This window comes from Saccharococcus thermophilus, from assembly GCF_011761475.1.
GTDB classification, from domain to species: domain Bacteria; phylum Bacillota; class Bacilli; order Bacillales; family Anoxybacillaceae; genus Saccharococcus; species Saccharococcus thermophilus.
This window is the reverse complement of sequence record NZ_JAASRS010000001.1, coordinates 2661707-2682009: the sequence shown is the minus strand read 5'-3', so window position 1 is coordinate 2682009 and position 20303 is coordinate 2661707. Positions and strand designations below refer to the sequence as shown.

The following is a 20303-nucleotide window of genomic DNA, read 5'->3' as shown; positions in this document are numbered from 1 at the left end:
AAAAAGGGAATAACCGTTATGATAAAAGTGGTATTACCCCTTTCCGATAAGGCAAGCGATATTACGATTAAAGGGGGGAAACGGAAATGGGGAATCGAGTGTTCGTTCTGTTTATACTTCCGTTTCTTCTTTTTTATGCGTTTCCGGTACAAGCCGCTGAAAAAGAAGAACGAAACTGGCAGGATGAAGCAATTTATTTCATCATGGTTGACCGCTTTAACAACATGGACCAAAGCAATGACTATGGTGTCAATGTCAATGATCCAAAAGGCTATTTCGGCGGAGATTTAAAAGGAGTAACCGCCAAACTGGATTACATTAAAGACATGGGGTTTACGGCGATCTGTCTGACGCCGATTTTCAAAAACGAATCGGGCGGCTATCATGGCTATTGGGTTGAAGATTTTTACAAAATCGATCCGCACTTTGGCACGATAAAAGATTTAAAAACATTAGTCAAAGAAGCGCATAAACGCGGGATGAAGGTCATTTTAGACTTTGTCGCCAACTATACGGGCTATCATCATCCATGGCTGAATGATCCGACAAAAAAGGATTGGTTCCATGAGAAAAAGGAAATTTTCGACTGGAATGATCAAAAACAAGTGGAAAACGGCTGGGTGTACGGCCAGCCTGATCTGGCGCAGGAAAATCCGAAAGTGAAGCGCTATTTGATTGATGCGGCGAAATGGTGGATCAAACAGGCCGACATCGACGGCTACCGCCTAGATGCAGTTCGCCATGTGCCAAAGTCGTTTTGGCGGGAATTTTCTAAGGAAGTGAAGTCTGTAAAAAAAGACTTCTTCCTTCTTGGCGAAGTACGGAGCGATGATCCGCGCTATATCGCCGATTACGGCAAATATGGCATTGACGGATTCGTCGATTATCCGTTTTATAACGCGGTAACGAAAACATTGACGAAGCGCGATCAATCGTTGCGCCCGCTTTATGACGTATGGGAATATAATAAAACACTTTATGGCCGTCCGTACTTGCTTGGCACGTTTTTAGACGACCATAACACGGTCCGGTTTACGAAGTTGGCTATTGACAATCGGCAAAATCCGATTTCACGAATCAAGCTGGCCATGTCTTATTTGTTCTCCGCTCCTGGCATTCCGATGATGTATTACGGAACGGAAATCGCCATGAACGGGGGACAAGATCCGGATAACCGCCGCTTAATGGATTTCCGCGCTAATCAGGAAATCATTGATTACATTAAAAAACTTGGCGAATTGCGCAAAGAACTTCCTTCTTTACGGCGCGGCGATTTTACCCTGTTATACGAAAAGAATGGCATGGCGGTGTTCAAGCGGCATTATAAAAAGGAAACAACGGTAATCGCGATTAACAATACGGGAAAAACGCAAAAGGTGCATATCACGAATGACCAGCTGACGCCAGGAAAAGAATTGCGCGGGCTGCTTGCTGGGGATTTAGTGCGGAGCGACCGCGACGGCTATGACATCATTCTCAACCGCGAGACAGCGGAAATTTACGCGCTTGCCGATAAAACAGGCATAAATATTCCATTTATTGCTACACTTGTTGCTATTTATGTATTATTCGTCCTGTTTTTATATTTCGCCAAAAAGCGGTCGAAACAGGCGACGTAAGCCCAGCGTTTCCAAACAGCAAAAATGATGACTATGCGCGGCATAGCATGATAAAAACGTATACTATGGATAAAAAGCGAATGGGGGAGTGAAGATGACCGTCACGATCAAAGATGTCGCGAAACGAGCAAACGTGGCTCCCTCCACGGTTTCCCGCGTTATTGCCGACAGTCCGCGCATCAGCGAGAAAACGAAGCGGAAAGTGCGCGAAGCGATGAAAGAACTTGGATATCACCCAAATTTTATTGCGCGCAGCTTGGCAAACCAAGCGACGCAAGTCATCGGCATCGTCATGCCGAGCGCGGCGGAACGGGCGCTGCAAAATCCGTTCTTTCCAGAAGTCATCCGCGGCATCAGCAAGGCAGCGTATGAGAAAAAATACGCGCTGCAAATGTCCACGGGCGAAAAAGAAGAGGAAATTTACGAAGGGGTCGTGGACATGCTTCAAGGCCGCCGCGTAGACGGGGTGATTTTGTTATACTCGCGCATGGATGATAAACTGATGAAATACTTGCAAAAAAATAAATTTCCCTTTGTCGTCATCGGGAAGCCGCATCAAAAAGCGGAACAAATCACCCATGTCGATAACGACAACTATCTGGCTGCAAAAGAAGCAACCCAGCATTTAATCGCACGCGGCCATGAGCGAATCGCTTTTGTCGGCGGAAGCAAAAAATATTTAGTGACCGTTGACCGCCTGAGTGGGTATGAGGCGGCGTTGAAAGAAGCTGGCCTTCCTTACCGGGAAGACTATATTATGCACGAAGAATTTTTGCAAGAAGGCGGCCAGGAAGCGATGAAAGGGCTGCTTTCGCTCGCAGACCCGCCGACCGCGCTTGTCGTCGCCGATGATTTAATGGCGTTAGGCGTGCTGAAAACGTTGGATGAAATGAGCCTGCGCGTTCCCGATGACATTTCGATTGTCAGCTTCAACAACACGCTGTTAGCCGAAATGTCGCGCCCGCCGCTGACATCGGTCGACATTCATATTTTCCAGCTCGGCTATGAAGCGACGAAAAGTTTAATTGAAAAAATCAGCAATCCAAACGAACCAGTCAAGCGCATTATTATTCCGCATCGGATTGTCGAACGGTTTTCGTGTGATTACTATCGGAAGAAATAAAAAGCTGACACAAGCGATCACCCTACACGTGATCGTTTGGAGTCGGCTTTTTTAAATTGGAAAGTACATGTACCTACACTCTATCGATCTGTATTAGACATAGACATACTGATTTTACTTGTTGAAAACGATCTGCATACGAAAAAGGATTATAATCAAATTCAGGAAAAATGAAACTACCTGTCTCCTGTAGAGTTCAGGAAAACAGGTAGTTTAGATGTAGAGCCTCATTTCAAGATAGCTGCTCGATAACAGGTAAGAAAACGTTATTTAGATAACCGTTTCATGAGAGACGCTTTTTCATCTTCAAAACCCGGTTTGCCAAGTAAGGCAAACATATTCTTCTTGTAAGCTTCCACTCCCGGCTGATCAAACGGATTCACACCCAGTAAATGACCGCTGATGCCGCAAGCTTTTTCGAAGAAGTATACCATTTCACCAAAGGTGTATTCATTCATTTCATCCAGTTCAACAATTAAGTTAGGTACTCCGCCGTCTACATGTGCTAATAGCGTGCCTTGGAAAGCTTTTTTGTTTACTTCATCCAGTGTCTTACCGGCCAAGAAATTTAATCCGTCGGTATTTTCTGGATCTTCTTGAATCGTCAGTTCGATTCGCGGTTTCTTGACTTGCAGCACTGTTTCGATCAGATTGCGGCGGCCTTCCTGAACGTATTGTCCCATGGAATGTAAATCCGTTGTAAAGTCAACGGACGCAGGAAAGAGTCCTTTCTGATCTTTCCCTTCACTTTCTCCAAACAGCTGTTTCCACCACTCAGATACATAATGAAGGGATGGCTCATAGTTCACCAATAATTCAATCGCTTTGCCTTTGCGGTACAGAATATTTCGCACAGCGGCATACTGATAACTCTCATTGGTTAAAAGATCAGGATTGTTATATTTATGATATGCTGATGCTGCCCCTTCCATCATTTGATCAATATTCAGTCCAGCTACGGCGATTGGCAATAGGCCAACTGCTGTCAGCACAGAATATCTTCCGCCTATGTCATCCGGAATAACGAAAGTTTCATATCTTTCTTGATCGGCGAGCTTTTTTAAAGCTCCTTTTGCTCGGCCGGTAGTAACGTAAATCCGTTTTCTTGCTTCCTCTTTTCCATATTTTTTCTCCATGTAGTCACGGAAAATCCGGAAAGCAATGGCAGGTTCTGTCGTTGTTCCAGATTTAGAAATGACATTGATAGACAGATCTTTGCCTTCTAACACATCTAATAAATGAGAGATATAAGTGGAACTGATATTCTGACCAGCGAAATAAATTTGTGTCGTATTGTTCATTTGGTTATGAAATGTATGGGATAATGCTTCAATAGCCGCCCTTGCACCTAAATAAGACCCGCCAATGCCGATAACCACAAGAGCGTCTGAATGATTCCGGATTCTTTCAGCAGCTTGTTTGATTCGCGCAAATTCGTCTTTATCATAGCGGATCGGCCAATCAACCCAGCCAAGAAAATCGGATCCTGGACCTTTCTTTTCATGAAGCATATGATGAGCTACTTTTACAAATTCGCTTAAATAATCTAGTTCATTCTCTTGCATAAATGGTAACGCATTAGAGTAATCAAAAGAGATAGCCATATAATACTTCTCCTTTCTCTTCTAATTTTGCTGTGCACGTCCATTGATCATTTTTGACCTTACATATGAAAAGGACTTTTATGTTATTTCCTTAAAGGTTTTTTCTGGAGATGCTTCTAATGCTTATAACGGTTTATTTCTTCACATTTTTCTCTACAGCATGTCCACCAAATTCGTTGCGTAGAGCGGCTACCACTTTGCCTGTAAATGTATCGTTTTCTAATGAACGATACCGCATCAATAAGGCCATGGCGATGACAGGAGTGGCAGTTTGCAGATCTAATGCTGTTTCTACTGTCCATTTCCCTTCACCGGAAGAATGCATAATTCCTTTGATTTCCTCTAATTTTGCATCTTTTGAAAATGCGCGTTCTGTTAATTCCATGAGCCATGAACGAATAACCGAACCATTATTCCACACTCTTGCAACTTTTTCATAGTCATAATCGAATTCGCTTTTCTCTAATATTTCGAATCCTTCGCCAATGGCAGCCATCATTCCATATTCAATCCCATTGTGGACCATTTTTAAGAAGTGGCCACTACCTGCTTTTCCTGTATATAAATACCCATTTTCTACAGCGGTATCTCGGAAAAGAGGCTCGACAATGTTCCAAGCTTCAGGATCCCCTCCAATCATGTAACACGCTCCGTTGCGAGCACCTTCCACCCCACCAGAGGTTCCAGCATCCATAAAGTGAATTCCAATCTCCTTTAGCTCGTTATAACGACGAATCGATTCCTTATAGTTAGAATTACCTCCATCAATCACAATGTCTCCTTTGCTTAAAAATGGTGTAATCTCACTAATCACTGAATCAACAACTGTATGTGGAACCATCACCCAAAGAATTCTTGGGTTTTCTAATGATAAAACGAGCTCCTTTAAACTGGATACGCCTTTGGCCCCGTATTTTTTTTATTTCTTCAACCGCATTTGCATTTACATCGAACGCCACTACTTCGTGCTTATGGTCAATGAGGTTTTTACCTAAGTTTAATCCCATTTTTCCTAAACCGATTAACCCGACTCTCATGCCGATTACCTCCTAAAAATAAAATATCTTGATCAAAGGAGATTGGCTGGTAGAATAATGTACTTCCCATTTCACATTTCAGAAATTATGTTTTCAAGTTTGCTCCGAAAGTGATTACCTACCGCCAATAAAATCCGTCTTCTTTCAATAATTGATAAGAAGCCGCCGGTCCCATCGAACCTGAACGATATGAGTGGAGTGGAAGGAGATTTTCCTCAAATGCCTCTAAAACAGGTTGTATCCATTTCCAAGATAGTTCAACTTCTTTCCAATGAGCAAAGAAAGTCGAATCGCCATGTAAAGCGTCAAAAATTAAGAGTTCATAGGCTTCGGGTACCTCTTTCTGATTAGTTGTAAAGTGCATATGAACGGGTTCCATCTTTCCATTGTTGAATATATTTTTACTATTGAATTGCAACGAAACACCTTCGTTCGGATTGATTTGAATCACCAAAAGATTAGGAGTTGTTTCCTCATTTTTCGGTAAGTACCATTCCTTTAATGGATTTTTAAATTCAATCACAATACGTGTGGACTTTTCCTTCATTCTTTTACCTGTACGAATATAGAATGGTACCCCGCTCCAATTTTCATCATCAATCCACAAACGAGCAGCAACAAATGTCTCCGTTGTTGAAGAAGCATTGATTCCAGGTTCTTCTTTATATCCAACAACTGGTTTACCATGGATTTCTCCAGGACCGTATTGACCACGAACGACGTGTAAACCTACTTCTTCTTTCTGTATTGGTCGAAGAGATTCCATGATTTTTCTTTTCTCATTACGGATTTCTTTTGCGCTAATCTGTTTTGGCAGGTGCATGGCTGTCATCATTAACAATTGCAGCATATGATTTTGAAACATATCGCGAATGGCTCCTGCCTGATCATAATAGCTTGCTCTTTGTTCTACTCCAACCGTTTCACTTGCCGTAATTTGCACATTGGCTATATATTGATTGTTCCATATCGCTTGAAACACAGGATTGGCAAATTTTAAAGCTTCAAGGTTTTGGACCATCGGCTTTCCAAGGTAATGATCTACCCGATAAATTTCTTCTTCTTCAAAAGCTTGACTTAACTTTTCGTTTAAATCTTGGGCCGATTTTATATCGTGACCAAATGGTTTTTCGATAATCAGACGTCTCCAACCATTGGTGGATCCTAATCCGCTTTCCTTGATGTTCGACGCAATCACATCAAACAATTCCGGCGCAACAGATAAATAAAACATACGGTTTTCAGGAATATTCAATTCTTTTTCACGTTGTTGAACAATTTCAAGCAACTTTTTATACCCTTGTGCATTCGTTACATCTAAAGAAGTATAACGAAACGCACGGAGAAACTCTTCCATTTTGGAACGGTCATTTGTTAAACGTCTGGAAAAGGTTTTTATCGAATTTTCCACATATATTTGAAATTCATCATCGGATAATTCTCTTCTGCCTACGCCAATAATGGAAAACGACTGAGGCATTTTTTGATCGAGAAATAAATTATATAATGCAGGGAAAATTTTTCGTTTAGCTAAATCACCTGTTGCCCCAAACAGGACAAAGGTCATCGAATCCAATGTTATCCCCCCTGTCTTTTTGAAACATTTTTCAAAAAGAATAAAGCTGATAGAGCAGATGTAACGAGGTTTACTACATTGCACGAATTGGTATTTTTATGAATAATGCCCATTTCAGGGAGAAAATCTTGTCCATGTATTTGTCGTTCATGAACGTTTAAACAAAATACATCCGCTAAAAGGCAATGATTAAAATAACCTAGTACCTTTTTTAAGGCATCTATGGTAATATAAATATAAAAGCAAACGGTGGGATAAAAAGATCAGATTCAATGGAATCCGATCTTTTTATCGCTGGTAAGAATGTTAGTGACAGGCTTTGCTTTTTTTTATTTGTTTAGAAGTTGACATCTAGACCATAAAACGCTGCGATATATAATTTTTTCATTTCTTCTACAGAAGTTTCACGCGGATTTGTGCTTGTACAAGGATCTTTTACGGCATTGGCCGCCATTTCATCCACGTGTGCGGTGAACGTTTCTTCGGACACTCCGTATTCTTGAAGTGTATTTGGAATATTCATCTTATTATTCAAGTCACGAATCCAAGCAATGAGTGAATCCACCAATTCTTTGTTGTTTTCCCCATTCAGACCGAGCCGTTTGGCAATTGCTGCATAACGTTCCTCGACTACCGTGCGATTAAATTGGATTACATATGGTAAATAAATCGCATTGGCACATCCATGCGGAATGTTAAATATTGGGCCGCTTTTGTGTGAAAGACTGTGCACATTTCCTAGCACCGCGTTAGCAAATGCCATTCCAGCCATCGCCTGAGCGTAATGAACTTGTTCGCGGGCTTTAGCATCTCCGTGGTAAGAAGCAAGAAGATTTTCTTTCAGTACTTGAGCTGCTTCAATAGCCAAGGAATCTGTGAAAATCGTACGAGGCTTTGCTACGTATGCTTCAATACTATGTGTGATTGCGTCCATCCCGCTGTAGGCTGTAACGTGCTTCGGCATGGATTGGACCATAATCGGATCAATAATCGCCATGTCTGGCGTCAGTTCAAAATCAGCCAGTGGATATTTGACCCCTGTTTCTGCATCAGTAATAACCGATAAATTGGATATTTCTGATGCACTTCCGCTTGTCGTTGGGATCCCCACGAACTTTGCCCTTGTGCGTAAGCGTGGCAGGCTAAATGGACGTGTCGCTTCTTCAAATGTCAATTCTGGATGTTCGTAGAACAACCACATCGCTTTTGCCGCATCCATTACTGACCCGCCGCCAATCCCGATCACCCAATCTGGCTGAAAATCATTAAGAATGCGCACTCCTTTTTTTACCATTTGGGTTGTTGGTTCTGTCGTAATTCCATCAATCACTTTTGTTTCTATATTGGCCTCTGAAAGAAGTTGCTGAATTTTATCAAGATTTCCGTTTTTCTTGACGGAGCTGCCGCCAATGACGAGGGCAGCTTTTGTTCCTTCCAGTGTTTTTAAAACATCGAGAGCATTCTCTCCAAAATAAATATCGCGAGGAATAGTAAAACGATTCATGCTGCTCCCTCCAGTACTCGTGATTGTTTACAGATGCTAGTATAATGTGTATAAAACTTATTGAGAAGTACGCACTTTATTATCATGTAGTGATAAAAATATAATATAGTGTAAAAAAATATACTTAATGATATAAAAGGTATAAAGGTATATAGATACAATGAACGGGATGTATCATGAAAAGACTGTTACCATCCAGAAGGAATGAATGCGGTCTGCAATGAGTGTAAATGAATATGTATAACATTTATTTGTGAGTAGGTGCTTTATTATCATAAAGTGACAAAGAGTATACTATAGGTTATAATAAACAACATAGGGGGGTGAAACGATGGGACACGTTTGTGGCAAAACGTATAACTGTGAAAAAGAATTAACGCTCGCTGTTATTAGCGGTAAATGGAAAATGCTTATTTTATGGCATCTAGGAAAAGGGGGAAAGAAGCGGTTTAGTGAACTAAAAGCTCTCATGCCGGGGATCACCCAAAGAATGCTTGTTAACCAGTTGCGAGAGCTGGAGGAAGATCAAATTGTTCATCGTGAAGTCTATCCTGTTGTTCCACCAAAAGTGGAATATTCACTGACCGAGCATGGAAAAAGTCTGATGCCAATTCTTGATGCTATGTATGAATGGGGCAGAAACTATATGGAGACTGTCGTAAAGGGTCAAGTAAAAATCAATGATGAGGCCGCCAAATAGAAAAAAACACTTCCTCCTTTAAAGCTTCGAAAACTCCCTGCTTGCATTCTTTTTTAATTATTATGTACTTTTACTGGCAGACAAAATTTCATAGAAAATACACGCTCATCAAGATAGAGATGAAGAAAGCAATAAGTTATGTTATATTAGACGCTAAAAACCAACGGACAACAATCTTTTATGAAAGATCCGCTGTCCGTTGGTTTTTCTGTATGTACGTTGATGACTGTTTGGATGTGAGACCGGTCTGACAGAAACTCTCCTGAAATTTCGTCAGTAGGGGATTCATTTACATAAGTTAAGGAGAGAAGACTCCTGCTTCTAATGTGCGGGGGATTCCCATAGAAGCGGCAGTAGGTTAAGAGTGGTTGCAGCTCACAAAACATTATCTCCATCATTAGATCCCTCATCGTTTCTGCAGACTTCTTTTTTTATTCTCCTTTTTCGTTTATCCTCTTTTAGTATACTTTTTCACACTATGTAACAAGAAAGTGTGTACTTGTTAAATTGAATGATGTGTCTAATAATATCAGTAACGCCACATGACTGAGGCGAAACGTTACTAGATGGATAACAAGAGAGGGGGATACTATGAGACTGAGGGTTTCAGCGGTTCAATATCATCTCCATACCATCCAATCGTTTGAGGAATTTGCCAAACAAGTAGAACATTATATTAAAACAGCGGAAGAGTTTGGAGCGGATTTTGTCTTGTTTCCAGAATTTTTTACCACCCAGCTAATGTCTATTGGCAACCAGCAAGGGCAGCCTTTGACCATTCAAGATCTTCCTGATTTTACAGAACAATATCGGTCTTTATTTATTAATTTGGCTAAACAAACAAAGATGCATATTATTGGAGGAACCCATGTCATCCGTAAAGGCGGACGATTATACAACGTGGCTCATTTATTCTATCCAGACGGAAGAGTCGCCGAACAGCCAAAGCTTCATATCACTCCGACGGAAGTAAAAGAATGGAACATGTCTCCTGGAGAAAGCCTGCAGGTGTTCGAGACCGACAAAGGAACCATTGCGATGTTGACTTGCTATGACATCGAATTTCCAGAAATTGTTCGAATGGCAAAGGCCAAGGGTGCTGATGTCATTTTCTGTCCTTCTTGCACCGATGATCGTCACGGATTTCATCGTGTCCGTTACACCAGTCATGCGAGAGCAATCGAAAATCAAGTCTATGTCGTCACCACTGGTACGGTAGGTTCCCTTCCTACGGTTGATTTTATGCGGGCAAATTTTGGGCAAGCGGCGGTGATTACACCGAACGACATCCCGTTTCCTCCACGCGGCATCTTGGTAGAAGGGGAAATCAACCATGATATGATTGTAACCGCTGATCTCGATTTAGAGCTGTTATATCAGGTTCGCGAAAGTGGTTCCGTCACTACGTGGCGTGATCGGCGCACGGATCTTTATCCGGACTGGAAATAAGATGTGACTAGCTGCTCTATGAGGAGGGTGAAGAATGTATCGAAAGGAGTTTTACGTCTTTGACCAAGATCGTCCTGTCCCAGCGGTAATCCGAAATTATGAAGAAAAGGACTTCCCTGGCTTAATCCGCATTCAACAGGAAAGTTTTCCTCCACCATTCCCGTCTGAATTATGGTGGAATACGGAACAGCTGAAAAATCATGTTACACTGTTTCCAGAGGGAGCCTTATGTGTTGAGGTGAATGGTGAAATTGCGGGGTCGATGACGGGACTTATTGTTGACTTTGATCCCAGCCATCCGGATCATACATGGGAAGAGATCACGGATAATGGATATATCCGTAACCATAACCCAAACGGGAATACGCTCTATGTTGTTGATATTGGCGTGCGTCCTGCCTACCGCAAATTAGGGCTGGGAAAATGGCTGATGTTATCCATGTATGAAGTGGTTGTTCATTTGGGATTAGAACGGCTGTTAGGCGGAGGGAGAATGCCTGGCTATCATAAAAAAGCTCATGAGATGACAGCGGAACAATATCTCGAAGCTGTAGTAAAAGGCGAATTGAAGGACCCTGTTATTACCTTCCTGCTCCGTTGCGGCCGTACACCTGTTAAAGTGGTGGCGAACTATTTAGAGGATGAAGAATCGTGCAATTATGCAGCACTGATGGAATGGAAAAATCCTTTTTATAGACCAAAATCTTAACAAGGAGAATGATGAAGATGGAATATCGCAGAATTACGAGTATTGAAGACCCTTTGTTTAAAAAAATGCACCAATTGATGCAAAATGTATTTCCTCCTGAAGAAGTATTAGCATTCGATTTATGGAAAGAGCCTCTGGAAGATCCGGGAATTCGTGTGTGTGTTGCTGTTCACGAAGGAGAGGTAGTAGGTGCGACAGAGTATCGCTATTATGAAGATTTAAATGTCGCAATGACAGATTTTACCATTATCGGCCAAGCAGGACTAGGGATCGGTCGATTTTTAGCCAAAAAGCGGTTAGAAGATTTGAACAACTGGGCTGCAGCAAATGGAAAGCAGTTATATGGCATGTTCGCCGAAATTTATGATCCTTATCGGGTAGAGCATTATGAATTTGGCGGGATTAAGCCGATGGATCCATATGTTCGTCGTGAGGTATTATCTCATTTGGGATATAAGCGGCTTGACTTCCCTTATGTCCATCCATCTTGGAACAATGATGGAGAAGCCGTAACTGGTCTTGATCTTTGTTTTCTTCCGATGGACGATAGCGTGAATGAACTTCCAGCAGATCTTGTTGTGAAGTTTTTGAAACGTTATTATTCTGTCTTATCGAATAAACCGAATTCTTGGTATGAAATGATTGAAAATCTGGAAGCGAAAGATACCGTCACACTATTACCGATTTAAACCCTATAGAAACGCAATGCTCATGAAACCTTAAAAAATTTTTCCGGATTTAGCGGCATCCTTTATTGTTTCTCTATCGAAAGCAGCAAGAATGCTATTCGGTATCTGAAAGATGAAGGATGCTTTATCTTAATAGCACATTACAACTAGAACTTATTTCAAAATTCGAATAAAGGAGAGAGGACTTTTACAGGATGGAGATGGAACTGTGGTATACAGAAAAACAAACTCTCGATCATGGAATCACAACCAAGATTCGTCGTACTTTACACCATGAAAAAACGGAATTTCAAACCCTTGATGTAATTGAAACAGTCCAATTTGGCAACATGCTTGTTTTAGATGGCATGGTAATGACTACCGATGTTGATGAGTTTGTATACCATGAAATGATTACCCATGTGGCGATGAATACCCATCCTAATCCGGAACATGTGCTTGTTGTTGGCGGTGGAGATGGGGGAGCCATTCGTGAGATTTTAAAATATCCTTCGGTAAAAACAGCTACTTTGGCAGAGATTGATGGCAAAGTGATCGAAGCTTCCAAAACTTATTTCCCCAAAATCGCGGGTGCTTTAGATGATCCACGCGTCAAAATTGAAGTAGTTGACGGAATTAAACATGTTGAAGAAAACAAAGGAAAATATGATGTGATTTTGGTGGATTCCACCGAGCCTGTGGGACCAGCTGTTGGCTTGTTCCAAAAGCCGTTTTATCAATCGATTTTTGAAGCACTAAAAGAAGACGGAATCATGGTTGCACAAACGGAATCTCCTTGGTTTAACCGTGATCTGATTCGTCGAGTATTTAAGGATATCTCTTCGCTCTTCCCAATTACGCGCCTTTATACTGCGAGCATTCCTACCTATCCAAGCGGGTTGTGGAGCTTTACGATTGGTTCTAAAAAGTATGATCCTATGGAAGTGGATGAGACGAGGTTCCATCAAGTTGATACCCGCTATTATCATCCGAGAATGCACAAAGCCCTTTTCCAGTTGCCTGTGTTCGTGCAAGAGTTGATCACTGTGGAGAGAAAATAAGTGCGCTTTGATGAGACATGCTCGGGAAACGTATATATTGATGCTAGCAGCGACTTAGAGCGGTCGCAAGCAGTTTTATGGAAAAATGATCTGAATGGGAATCGTGATGGTCACGAAGAAAAAAACCATTGAAGACATGTAGCCGGATGCTTGTTAGACCCACACTAAGAAGACAACAGACAAACATTCCAAAAACGTTTGAACCACCACGTATGTTTTCTCGGCGATCGCTGAAAACTAAGGAAGTCGTGGCGAAATGCGTCTCTACTCTTTTACTCTTTTAGAGCGAAAGGAGTGGTACCTATGTCGACAATAGGTATTGCTGCGGAAAACCGTCGGATCGACGCGCTTCTGCTTCGTGCACTCTACTTCGGTCCCAAATCTTACTGGGAGCTGATGCGGGCAGCGCAAGCCCAGACCCACCAGGTGCTGAAGGCCCTGCAGTCGCTCCTGGAGGGCGAACTGGTGGTCTACGACGGCGATCGCTTCGTGATCACCGAGGCGGGGCGTCAGCAGGCGGAAACTCTGAGTCTGGAACGGGTGGCCGAACAGCGTTGTGAGGCTTGCGCGGGTCGCGGCATCGTTCTGCGACCACCTTTCGACCGCGTCCTTGCGGCTTTCCAGGATATCGTGGCCGTGCGGCCCAAGGCGACGCCCGACTTTGACCAGGGATACGTGACGCCCGAGACCACCGTGCGACGGCTGGCCCTGATGGCCCAGCGGGGAGATCTGGTGGGGCGCGACATTCTGCTGCTGGGAGACGACGACCTCACGGGCATTGCGGCCGCGCTCTCGGGGCTGCCGCGGCGCATCTGCGTCCTGGATGTGGACGAGCGCATCATCACCTTCATTCGCGACGTGGCTCGGGACCGTGGTTGGGACCACGTTCACGCCGAAGTTTACGACGCGCGGGATGGACTGCCGTCCCACTTCCGTGGCCAGTTTGATGTGTTCTTCACGGACCCGGTCGACACCATCAAGGGCCTCCTGCTCTTCCTGAGCCGTTGCACAGAGGGGCTGCGTGGGCCCGGTGCCGCGGGCTACTTTGGCCTCTCTTACCTGGAGGCCTCTTGGCGGAAGTGGCGGCATATCCAGCAGGGCATTCTCGACATGGGCTATGCCATCACTGACATGCTGGGCGCCTTCCAGGACTACCTGTTGGAGGACATTGTGGCCCTAGACTGGGCACGCATGGCACCGGTGCCGGTCAAGGAGCCCGATATCCCCTTCTACGTCAGCACCGTCTACCGCCTGGAGCTGGTCGAGGAGCCTCAGCCCCTCTTTTTCGGCCGAGTGGAGCTTGGGCAGGACCTCTACTACGACGAAGAGTTCTGCGTTCCCCTGCAAGAATAGCCTCCAAAGGCTGCGCGCCCCCGGTAGCGGGTGTTCCCGCCGCCGGGGGCGCTTGCGTTCGGGCGCCGTTTTCCGACACCCACAACAAGGAGCTGCGTTCTTCAAGGTTAATGAATGAACCTTATCACAGGCTTTTACTGATGTATTATGGCAGGCAACAGACTTTTTAAAGTACTTGGATGAAAGGTTAATCTCCGCTGACTAATTGGGAGAGAGATCCTAAAAGTTATTCCCGGGATGAGCTCCTTCTTTTTACAGGTGAGTTCGTACTTGCTGTTGTACAATGTCCCTTAGTTTCTGCGTATACGTTGTAGGTTAGTGTTAACAACATAATATGTTTTACTATCCCATTTCCAAAAGTATGACTTCAAAGATAAGATGTTTATGGATACAACTTCACACATGAAGATATGATCATCTCCATTCTAAACCTCTCTCGTTGTGTAATTCCATAGTTACTTAAGGGAGTGATCATCGATTTTGAAAGAGTTCTGACAAAAGATCGTTCCAACTGTAACCGATTTTATTTGCATCCTTTAAGAATGCAGGTGATGATGGAGGTACCGCTGATCGAGGGAGAGCGATCTTATGTATACGCAGAGAATGATGATGATCAAACTGTTGGAAATGGTTGATACTATATGATCACACATGGTTGGCATTGGCATGAATCCAATCTCCCGCTCAAAAATCAGTTCATAAAAAGACCGCAAAGCGTTTTTTAAGGAAAGCTCTGCGGTCTTTTCCCCTTTCCCCCGTGGTTTTTAAGTTGAAAATTCAGTTTGAATAGTTTAAAATTTTAAATGGTTTAAGATTGTCTGCGCAAGAGTCCTTATACTCTATTCCAGATTGGCATGTCTTTTAAACATGGTATTGGAGTCCAATCCTTTTTTCTCCATACATCTTAATATGATAGCATCATAGAATAGTAAGAGGGTTTGCTCAAATAGTGATCCCATCGGCTGTATGGTTTTGTATCCATTGTCTGATTGGTCTTTAGGTGAGCCAGGTAATTTGACCGTGATATCAGCTAATTGTCCAATGGTCGATTCAGGGGAAATGGTCACTAACGCTATTGTTGCACCTAATCTTTTGGCTTTTTCGGCCATGGAAACTAAACTTCTCGTTTCCCCTGAACCCGATCCGATGATCAAAATGTCATCTTGTTCTAGGTTAGGGGTTATGGTTTCGCCTACTACATAAGCGTCTAACCCCATGTGCATCATTCGCATCGCAAAAGATTTGGACATAAATCCAGATCTACCTGCGCCGGCTACAAAAATTTTCTTTGATTCGAGAATCGCATTTACCAATTTTTCAGCTTCTTCATCAGCGATGAAATCGACTGTCCGATTTAACTCTTTTATGATTTCACCTAAATATTGCGTAGTCTGCATAATTTCATTCACCTTGTTGGATCATTTTTTTCATTTCAGCAGCTACAGCTCGTTTATCTTCTTGACCAGTAATACCGCCACCTACAATGATAAGATCAGGTTTTGCTTTAATGACTTCAGGCAATGTGTTTAATTTAATGCCGCCTGCGATCGCAGTTTTTGCGTTTTTCACGACACGTTTGATTGTTGCAAGGTCTTCAAGAGAGTTTTTTCCGACTGCTTGAAGATCATAACCTGTGTGTACACAAATATAGTCGACTCCAAACTCATCTACTTCTTTCGCTCGTTCTTCTAAATTCTTCACCCCGATCATGTCCACCAAGATTTTTTTGCCTTGTTTTTTAGCTTCTTCCACGGCGCCTTTGATGGACAAATCTTCAGCAACTCCAAGTATAGTGATAATGTCAGCACCAGCTTCGGATGCTTTCATGACTTCATATGCGGCTGCATCCATGATTTTTAAGTCTGCCAATACTTTTAAGTGAGGGAATTCTTGTTTGATTTCCTTTACGGCTCTAAGACCTTCATTAATAATAACTGGAGTGCCGATTTCTACAATATCAACATACTCCTCGACCTCTTTTACCAGCTCTTTCGCTTCTGGAATGTTTACAAGATCCAATGCTAATTGTAATTCCATGAATTCTTCACCCCTCAAAAAATTTATTGTTGGTTGTATAAGTAGTAGTATTTTTTGTGTTTTTATCTCTTACACACTGATGAGTATACTATGTATGATTTATCTTTAGAAGTACGCACTTTATTTTTACATAGTGTCAAAAAATATACTATTGGTTATGATTTATACTCTTTTACTTTTTCATGTAACTTGGAAGAGAGTCTCCCGTTTCTAACCAAAACGAAAGCGAGAGAAGAATGCCGATGAGGCGGGATTTTACTTGAGTTGATGTAACCTTATTTGAAATGGCCAAAAATACATAAAAAAAGTAAGGGGATGGGGGAAGAGGATTGGACATGTTATCAATTGCGGTTGTATCTAACAAAAGAACAAGAACAGTTCATTATATAAAAAAGAGCTATCTCATCTTTAAGAGACAGCCCCAGAACGCCGAATGTAAAATTATATTAATTGTTGAAAAAAAGAGTTTTATTATTTTATTGATCTTCTAACGTTAAAACAACCCGTCCGTTAATTTCACCTTTTAGCATTCTGTCAAATACTTCATTAATTTTTTCAAGAGGTTGCACTTCAATAATGGTTTTTACTTTACCTTCCGCAGCGAATTGGAGAGCTTCTTGCAAGTCCTTCCGTGTACCGACAATAGAGCCAATAATTTTAATTCCGTTTAGTACGGTATCAAAAATTGGAATAGGCATTTCTTCCGGCGGCAATCCGACAAGAACGCACGTACCGCCTCTGCGAATAGAATTGTACGCAGATTTAAAGGCTGGTTTAGATACAGCTGTTACAACTGCCGCGTGAACTCCGCCAACTTTCTCTTTCATAAATTGCGCCGCATCTTCTTTCATAGGGTTTACAACAAGATCAGCGCCAAGCTCTTTTGCAAGTTTAAGTTTTTCATCGCCGATATCCACTGCAACGACATTAAGTCCCATCGCTTTAGCGTATTGAACGGCAACGTGCCCAAGGCCGCCGATACCGTAGATCGCTACCCATTCTCCAGGTTTTGTACCTGTTACTTTTAACGCTTTATAGGTAGTAACTCCGGCACAGAAAATTGGAGCAGCTTCTTCAAACGATAAGTTGTCAGGAATTTTGACCACATAGTCTGCCGCAGCTCTACAATATTCTGCATACCCCCCATCGACTGAGTAGCCAGCGTTTTCTTGGTGCTCGCATAATGTTTCTTGTCCGCTTAAACAATATTCACAATGTCCGCAAGCAGAATATAACCAAGGAATTCCAACGCGGTCGCCCACTTTTAAATGGGTAACACCCGGACCTACTTCTTCGATAATCCCAACTCCTTCATGACCAGGGATTAAAGGAAGTTTTGGTTTTACTGGCCAATCACCGTGAGCGGCATGCAAGTCCGTATGGCATACACCGCATGCTTTAATGCGGACTAATACTTCTCCATATGAAATGGTTGTTTTTTTCACCTCTTTTATTTTTAATGGTTCCTTAAATTGTTCCACTACAGCAGCTTTCATAACTATTCCCCTCCCATGTGCTTTCCAACAGGAAATCCTTCGTAAATTATCATAAGAGATTTGGCTTTTTGCATAAAGCTACAGTACGACAAGTTCAAAAAGCTTTCGAAAATGTTTGTCTAAAATATTAATATTTATATAAAGTATCAACAGTAGTGAAATAATATATTATTCTCCAATAGCTTTAAAACGTGTTTTAATAATGCGGCATTTCATTTATGTGATAATTGGAGTCATCGCCATACACAAAAAAACTTGCAACAAATTGTTGCAAGTCAAGGAAAGAGAGGGCACCTTTTGCTATACGTGCAAAAGGTTGAGGAACTTGGATCAGAAGCAGCATGTATTTTTATCATAGCGGCTATATACAGACAGCTCAACAAATATGTCAGAAAATATTACATGGAATTTACATAGTGATGAAGAATGCTCTGTTTTCCGCAGTTTTCTACCCGTTGACAATCTTTCCGCCATTTACATGTATCATTTGCCCCGTAATATAGGATGACTCCTCGCTTGCTAAAAAGACGTAGCTTGGGGCGACTTCGCCCGGCTGTCCCGGCCGTTTCATCGGGGTGTTGGAGCCGAAGGTGGCGACTTGGTCGCTTGTGAATGTCGATGGAATCAGCGGCGTCCAAATCGGTCCCGGCGCGACGCCATTGACGCGGATGCCTTGCCCGGCAAGCGATTTTGCCAGCGAACGCGTAAAGGCGACGATCGCGCCTTTTGTGGCCGAATAGTCAATCAACTGCTCATTGCCTTCGTAAGCGGTGATCGACGCCGTATTAATAATAGAGCTGCCCTTTTGCAAGTACGGAAGCGCCGCTTTTGTCAAATAAAAATAGCCGAAGACGTTCGTGCGGAATGTTTTTTCCAGCTGCTGTGACGTGATGTTGAGCAGACTTTTTTGCGGATGCTGCTCGGCGGCGTTGTTGACAACGATGTCTAGTTTGCCAAATTGGTCGATCGTTTGTTTGACCGCCTGCTTGCAAAAGTTTTCATCGCCGACATCGCCAGCGATCAGCAAGCATGTTTTTCCTTCCTGCTCGACAAGCCGTTTTGTCTCTTCCGCGTCTTCATGTTCGTTTAAATAAATAATCGCTACATCCGCGCCTTCTTTGGCGAAGTGAATCGCGACCGCCCGGCCGATGCCGCTGTCGCCGCCGCTAATGATGGCGACTTTATTCTGCAGCTTCCCGCTTCCTTTATACGTTTCGCTGATCGAGACCGGCTGCGGGTTCATTTCCGTTTGCAGTCCGGGCTGGCGGTTTTGGTGCTGCGGCGGCAGCGTTGCTTGTTGTTTTGTGACCATCTTTCATTCCTCCCTGCGCATCATTTGTCACCGTTAGTATGGGATGAGGGGAGGGAAATATGTAATGTGAATTAACAGTCATCAAAATACTGTTTTCTTTACTTGTTTATATGGTAAAGATATAATAATAAGTAAAGGAAATGGGAGGGGATAGGATGACATCAACCCCAGATAAAATGAAGACATATGTTTATTCCTCGACGCTGTCTTCAAAAAACCAAGTAACGATTCCGATGAAAGTGCGGGAAGTACTTGGTGCAGAACCGGGTGATCAAGTAATGTTTGTTTATGGAGAAAATCGAGAGGTGACGTTGAAGGTTAGAAAGAAAAATTCGCTGCTATCATTATTTGGCAGCATGCCGCCAAAAGGAGATAAAAGTGCACTGGATTGGGACAAGATTCGGAAACAGGCGAGGAAAGAACGGATTTCTAGCAGATGGAAGAAAGAAGATGACACATGTACATTTTAGATGCAAACGTCATTGTTCGATTTTTGGCTAATGATGATGAAATACAATCACCGATTGCCTACCGAATATTTGAAAAAGCTGTAAATGAAGAATTGACGCTTGTATTACAAAAGAGAAGGCGTGAAAGCCCCACTTCTTTAGAGGTGGGATGAAACGCCTTTATTTTTTCAATCATTCATTTTTGTTGGATTTTGTTGATACAATTGATACAATCAACGTATGAGACAAGAATACCGCAAAACCATCCTTTCTCTCCTCAACTACCACTTTGTTTTCTGCCCGCGCTATCGAAGAAAGATATGAACAGGTCCAGTGGAAATTCGGTTTAAAGAACTTGTCCAAGAGATTGGTTCCGAACATCATTGGAACATCCTTGCCATGGAAGTGATGCCAGACCATTGCCATTTGTTCTTCAACTGCCTTCCTACGGATTCTCCATCAGGCATCATGTTCAAAGTGAAAGGAGTGACTTCTCAGATTTTAAGGCAAGAATTCCCCCATCTCGCTCATTTGCCTAGTCTATGGACACGTTCCTTCTTTGTTAGCACCGCAGGAAATGTATCCATTGAAACCATCCAACGATAG

The 20303-nt window shown here is 42.7% G+C and carries 17 protein-coding genes and 2 pseudogenes; 11 read left to right on the top strand and 8 right to left on the bottom strand.

What is annotated here, in order from left to right:
• Positions 1-86: 86 nt before the first annotated feature.
• Entirely contained in the window at positions 87-1619 is a 1533-nt protein-coding gene (locus tag BDD39_RS13905) for an alpha-amylase family glycosyl hydrolase (RefSeq protein WP_166911558.1), read from the top strand.
• A gap of 94 nt (positions 1620-1713) precedes the next feature.
• On the top strand, positions 1714-2742 hold the full coding sequence (locus tag BDD39_RS13900; protein ID WP_166911556.1) for a LacI family DNA-binding transcriptional regulator: 1029 nt from the start codon (positions 1714-1716) through the stop codon (positions 2740-2742).
• Between the two features lie 266 nt (positions 2743-3008).
• Here BDD39_RS13900 and BDD39_RS13895 read toward each other — a convergent pair whose 3' ends face one another.
• From BDD39_RS13895 to BDD39_RS13880, 4 genes and pseudogenes are all read right to left on the bottom strand, one after another.
• Positions 3009-4346 carry a glucose-6-phosphate isomerase gene (locus tag BDD39_RS13895; RefSeq protein WP_166911553.1) on the bottom strand — a complete coding sequence of 446 codons (1338 nt, stop codon included), beginning with the start codon at positions 4344-4346 and terminating at the stop codon, positions 3009-3011.
• A 133-nt stretch (positions 4347-4479) separates the two neighbouring features.
• Positions 4480-5383: pseudogene (gene gnd / locus BDD39_RS13890) on the bottom strand (phosphogluconate dehydrogenase (NAD(+)-dependent, decarboxylating)).
• A gap of 118 nt (positions 5384-5501) precedes the next feature.
• Positions 5502-6959: a glucose-6-phosphate dehydrogenase gene (gene zwf / locus BDD39_RS13885; protein ID WP_166911551.1), complete on the bottom strand. Its 1458-nt coding sequence runs from the start codon at positions 6957-6959 to the stop codon at positions 5502-5504.
• A 337-nt stretch (positions 6960-7296) separates the two neighbouring features.
• Positions 7297-8463, bottom strand: a complete 1167-nt coding sequence (locus BDD39_RS13880) for an iron-containing alcohol dehydrogenase (RefSeq protein WP_033011684.1) — start codon at positions 8461-8463, stop codon at positions 7297-7299.
• Positions 8464-8794: 331 nt separating this feature from the next.
• Here BDD39_RS13880 and BDD39_RS13875 point away from each other — a divergent pair, with 331 nt between their 5' ends.
• From BDD39_RS13875 to BDD39_RS13850, 6 genes are all read left to right on the top strand, one after another.
• Positions 8795-9163 carry a winged helix-turn-helix transcriptional regulator gene (locus BDD39_RS13875; protein ID WP_166911549.1) on the top strand — a complete coding sequence of 123 codons (369 nt, stop codon included), beginning with the start codon at positions 8795-8797 and terminating at the stop codon, positions 9161-9163.
• Between the two features lie 591 nt (positions 9164-9754).
• Positions 9755-10612: a carbon-nitrogen hydrolase family protein gene (locus BDD39_RS13870; RefSeq protein ID WP_033024633.1), complete on the top strand. Its 858-nt coding sequence runs from the start codon at positions 9755-9757 to the stop codon at positions 10610-10612.
• Between the two features lie 34 nt (positions 10613-10646).
• Entirely contained in the window at positions 10647-11321 is a 675-nt protein-coding gene (locus tag BDD39_RS13865; RefSeq protein ID WP_033010867.1) for a GNAT family N-acetyltransferase, read from the top strand.
• Between the two features lie 17 nt (positions 11322-11338).
• The gene (locus tag BDD39_RS13860) at positions 11339-12010 is read left to right on the top strand and encodes a hypothetical protein (RefSeq protein ID WP_033010870.1); all 672 of its coding nucleotides are present in this window, start codon (positions 11339-11341) and stop codon (positions 12008-12010) included.
• Positions 12011-12210: 200 nt separating this feature from the next.
• The gene (speE, locus tag BDD39_RS13855) at positions 12211-13050 is read left to right on the top strand and encodes a polyamine aminopropyltransferase (RefSeq protein WP_033010880.1); all 840 of its coding nucleotides are present in this window, start codon (positions 12211-12213) and stop codon (positions 13048-13050) included.
• Between the two features lie 303 nt (positions 13051-13353).
• Positions 13354-14403: a bis-aminopropyl spermidine synthase family protein gene (locus tag BDD39_RS13850; RefSeq protein WP_166911547.1), complete on the top strand. Its 1050-nt coding sequence runs from the start codon at positions 13354-13356 to the stop codon at positions 14401-14403.
• A gap of 839 nt (positions 14404-15242) precedes the next feature.
• Here BDD39_RS13850 and hxlB read toward each other — a convergent pair.
• The 4 genes from hxlB to BDD39_RS13830 all read right to left on the bottom strand — a co-directional run bounded on the left by hxlB (position 15243) and on the right by BDD39_RS13830 (position 19248).
• Entirely contained in the window at positions 15243-15800 is a 558-nt protein-coding gene (gene hxlB, locus BDD39_RS13845; RefSeq protein WP_033010876.1) for a 6-phospho-3-hexuloisomerase, read from the bottom strand.
• Between the two features lie 4 nt (positions 15801-15804).
• Positions 15805-16440, bottom strand: coding sequence for a 3-hexulose-6-phosphate synthase (gene hxlA, locus BDD39_RS13840; protein ID WP_033010879.1), 636 nt, complete (start codon positions 16438-16440; stop codon positions 15805-15807).
• Between the two features lie 476 nt (positions 16441-16916).
• Positions 16917-17936, bottom strand: coding sequence for an alcohol dehydrogenase AdhP (adhP, locus tag BDD39_RS13835; RefSeq protein WP_166911545.1), 1020 nt, complete (start codon positions 17934-17936; stop codon positions 16917-16919).
• A gap of 448 nt (positions 17937-18384) precedes the next feature.
• Positions 18385-19248, bottom strand: coding sequence for an SDR family oxidoreductase (locus BDD39_RS13830; protein WP_166911543.1), 864 nt, complete (start codon positions 19246-19248; stop codon positions 18385-18387).
• 155 nt (positions 19249-19403) lie between these two features.
• On the opposite strand from BDD39_RS13830, the gene BDD39_RS13825 reads away from it, so the two are divergent.
• The 3 genes and pseudogenes from BDD39_RS13825 to tnpA all read left to right on the top strand — a co-directional run bounded on the left by BDD39_RS13825 (position 19404) and on the right by tnpA (position 20303).
• Positions 19404-19718, top strand: a complete 315-nt coding sequence (locus BDD39_RS13825) for an AbrB/MazE/SpoVT family DNA-binding domain-containing protein (protein WP_243846039.1) — start codon at positions 19404-19406, stop codon at positions 19716-19718.
• A complete protein-coding gene (locus BDD39_RS16495; protein WP_243846038.1) occupies positions 19706-19870 on the top strand; it encodes a PIN domain-containing protein in 165 nt (54 codons plus the stop codon). The genes BDD39_RS13825 and BDD39_RS16495 overlap by 13 nt, the downstream gene beginning before the upstream one ends.
• A 67-nt stretch (positions 19871-19937) precedes the next feature.
• Positions 19938-20303: pseudogene (gene tnpA / locus BDD39_RS13815) on the top strand (IS200/IS605 family transposase).

What these genes read in the sequence shown, in the direction of transcription:
- BDD39_RS13905 (WP_166911558.1), top strand. Translation starts at nt 87, where the DNA reads ATGGGGAATCGAGTGTTCGTTCTGTTTATACTTCCGTTTCTTCTTTTT.
- BDD39_RS13880 (WP_033011684.1), bottom strand. Translation starts at nt 8,463, where the DNA reads ATGAATCGTTTTACTATTCCTCGCGATATTTATTTTGGAGAGAATGCT.
- BDD39_RS13870 (WP_033024633.1), top strand. Translation starts at nt 9,755, where the DNA reads ATGAGACTGAGGGTTTCAGCGGTTCAATATCATCTCCATACCATCCAA.
- BDD39_RS13830 (WP_166911543.1), bottom strand. Translation starts at nt 19,248, where the DNA reads ATGGTCACAAAACAACAAGCAACGCTGCCGCCGCAGCACCAAAACCGC.
- BDD39_RS13865 (WP_033010867.1), top strand. Translation starts at nt 10,647, where the DNA reads ATGTATCGAAAGGAGTTTTACGTCTTTGACCAAGATCGTCCTGTCCCA.
- BDD39_RS13825 (WP_243846039.1), top strand. Translation starts at nt 19,404, where the DNA reads ATGACATCAACCCCAGATAAAATGAAGACATATGTTTATTCCTCGACG.
- speE (WP_033010880.1), top strand. Translation starts at nt 12,211, where the DNA reads ATGGAACTGTGGTATACAGAAAAACAAACTCTCGATCATGGAATCACA.
- BDD39_RS13875 (WP_166911549.1), top strand. Translation starts at nt 8,795, where the DNA reads ATGGGACACGTTTGTGGCAAAACGTATAACTGTGAAAAAGAATTAACG.
- hxlA (WP_033010879.1), bottom strand. Translation starts at nt 16,440, where the DNA reads ATGGAATTACAATTAGCATTGGATCTTGTAAACATTCCAGAAGCGAAA.
- adhP (WP_166911545.1), bottom strand. Translation starts at nt 17,936, where the DNA reads ATGAAAGCTGCTGTAGTGGAACAATTTAAGGAACCATTAAAAATAAAA.
- BDD39_RS13850 (WP_166911547.1), top strand. Translation starts at nt 13,354, where the DNA reads ATGTCGACAATAGGTATTGCTGCGGAAAACCGTCGGATCGACGCGCTT.
- BDD39_RS16495 (WP_243846038.1), top strand. Translation starts at nt 19,706, where the DNA reads ATGTACATTTTAGATGCAAACGTCATTGTTCGATTTTTGGCTAATGAT.
- hxlB (WP_033010876.1), bottom strand. Translation starts at nt 15,800, where the DNA reads ATGCAGACTACGCAATATTTAGGTGAAATCATAAAAGAGTTAAATCGG.
- BDD39_RS13860 (WP_033010870.1), top strand. Translation starts at nt 11,339, where the DNA reads ATGGAATATCGCAGAATTACGAGTATTGAAGACCCTTTGTTTAAAAAA.
- BDD39_RS13895 (WP_166911553.1), bottom strand. Translation starts at nt 4,346, where the DNA reads ATGGCTATCTCTTTTGATTACTCTAATGCGTTACCATTTATGCAAGAG.
- BDD39_RS13900 (WP_166911556.1), top strand. Translation starts at nt 1,714, where the DNA reads ATGACCGTCACGATCAAAGATGTCGCGAAACGAGCAAACGTGGCTCCC.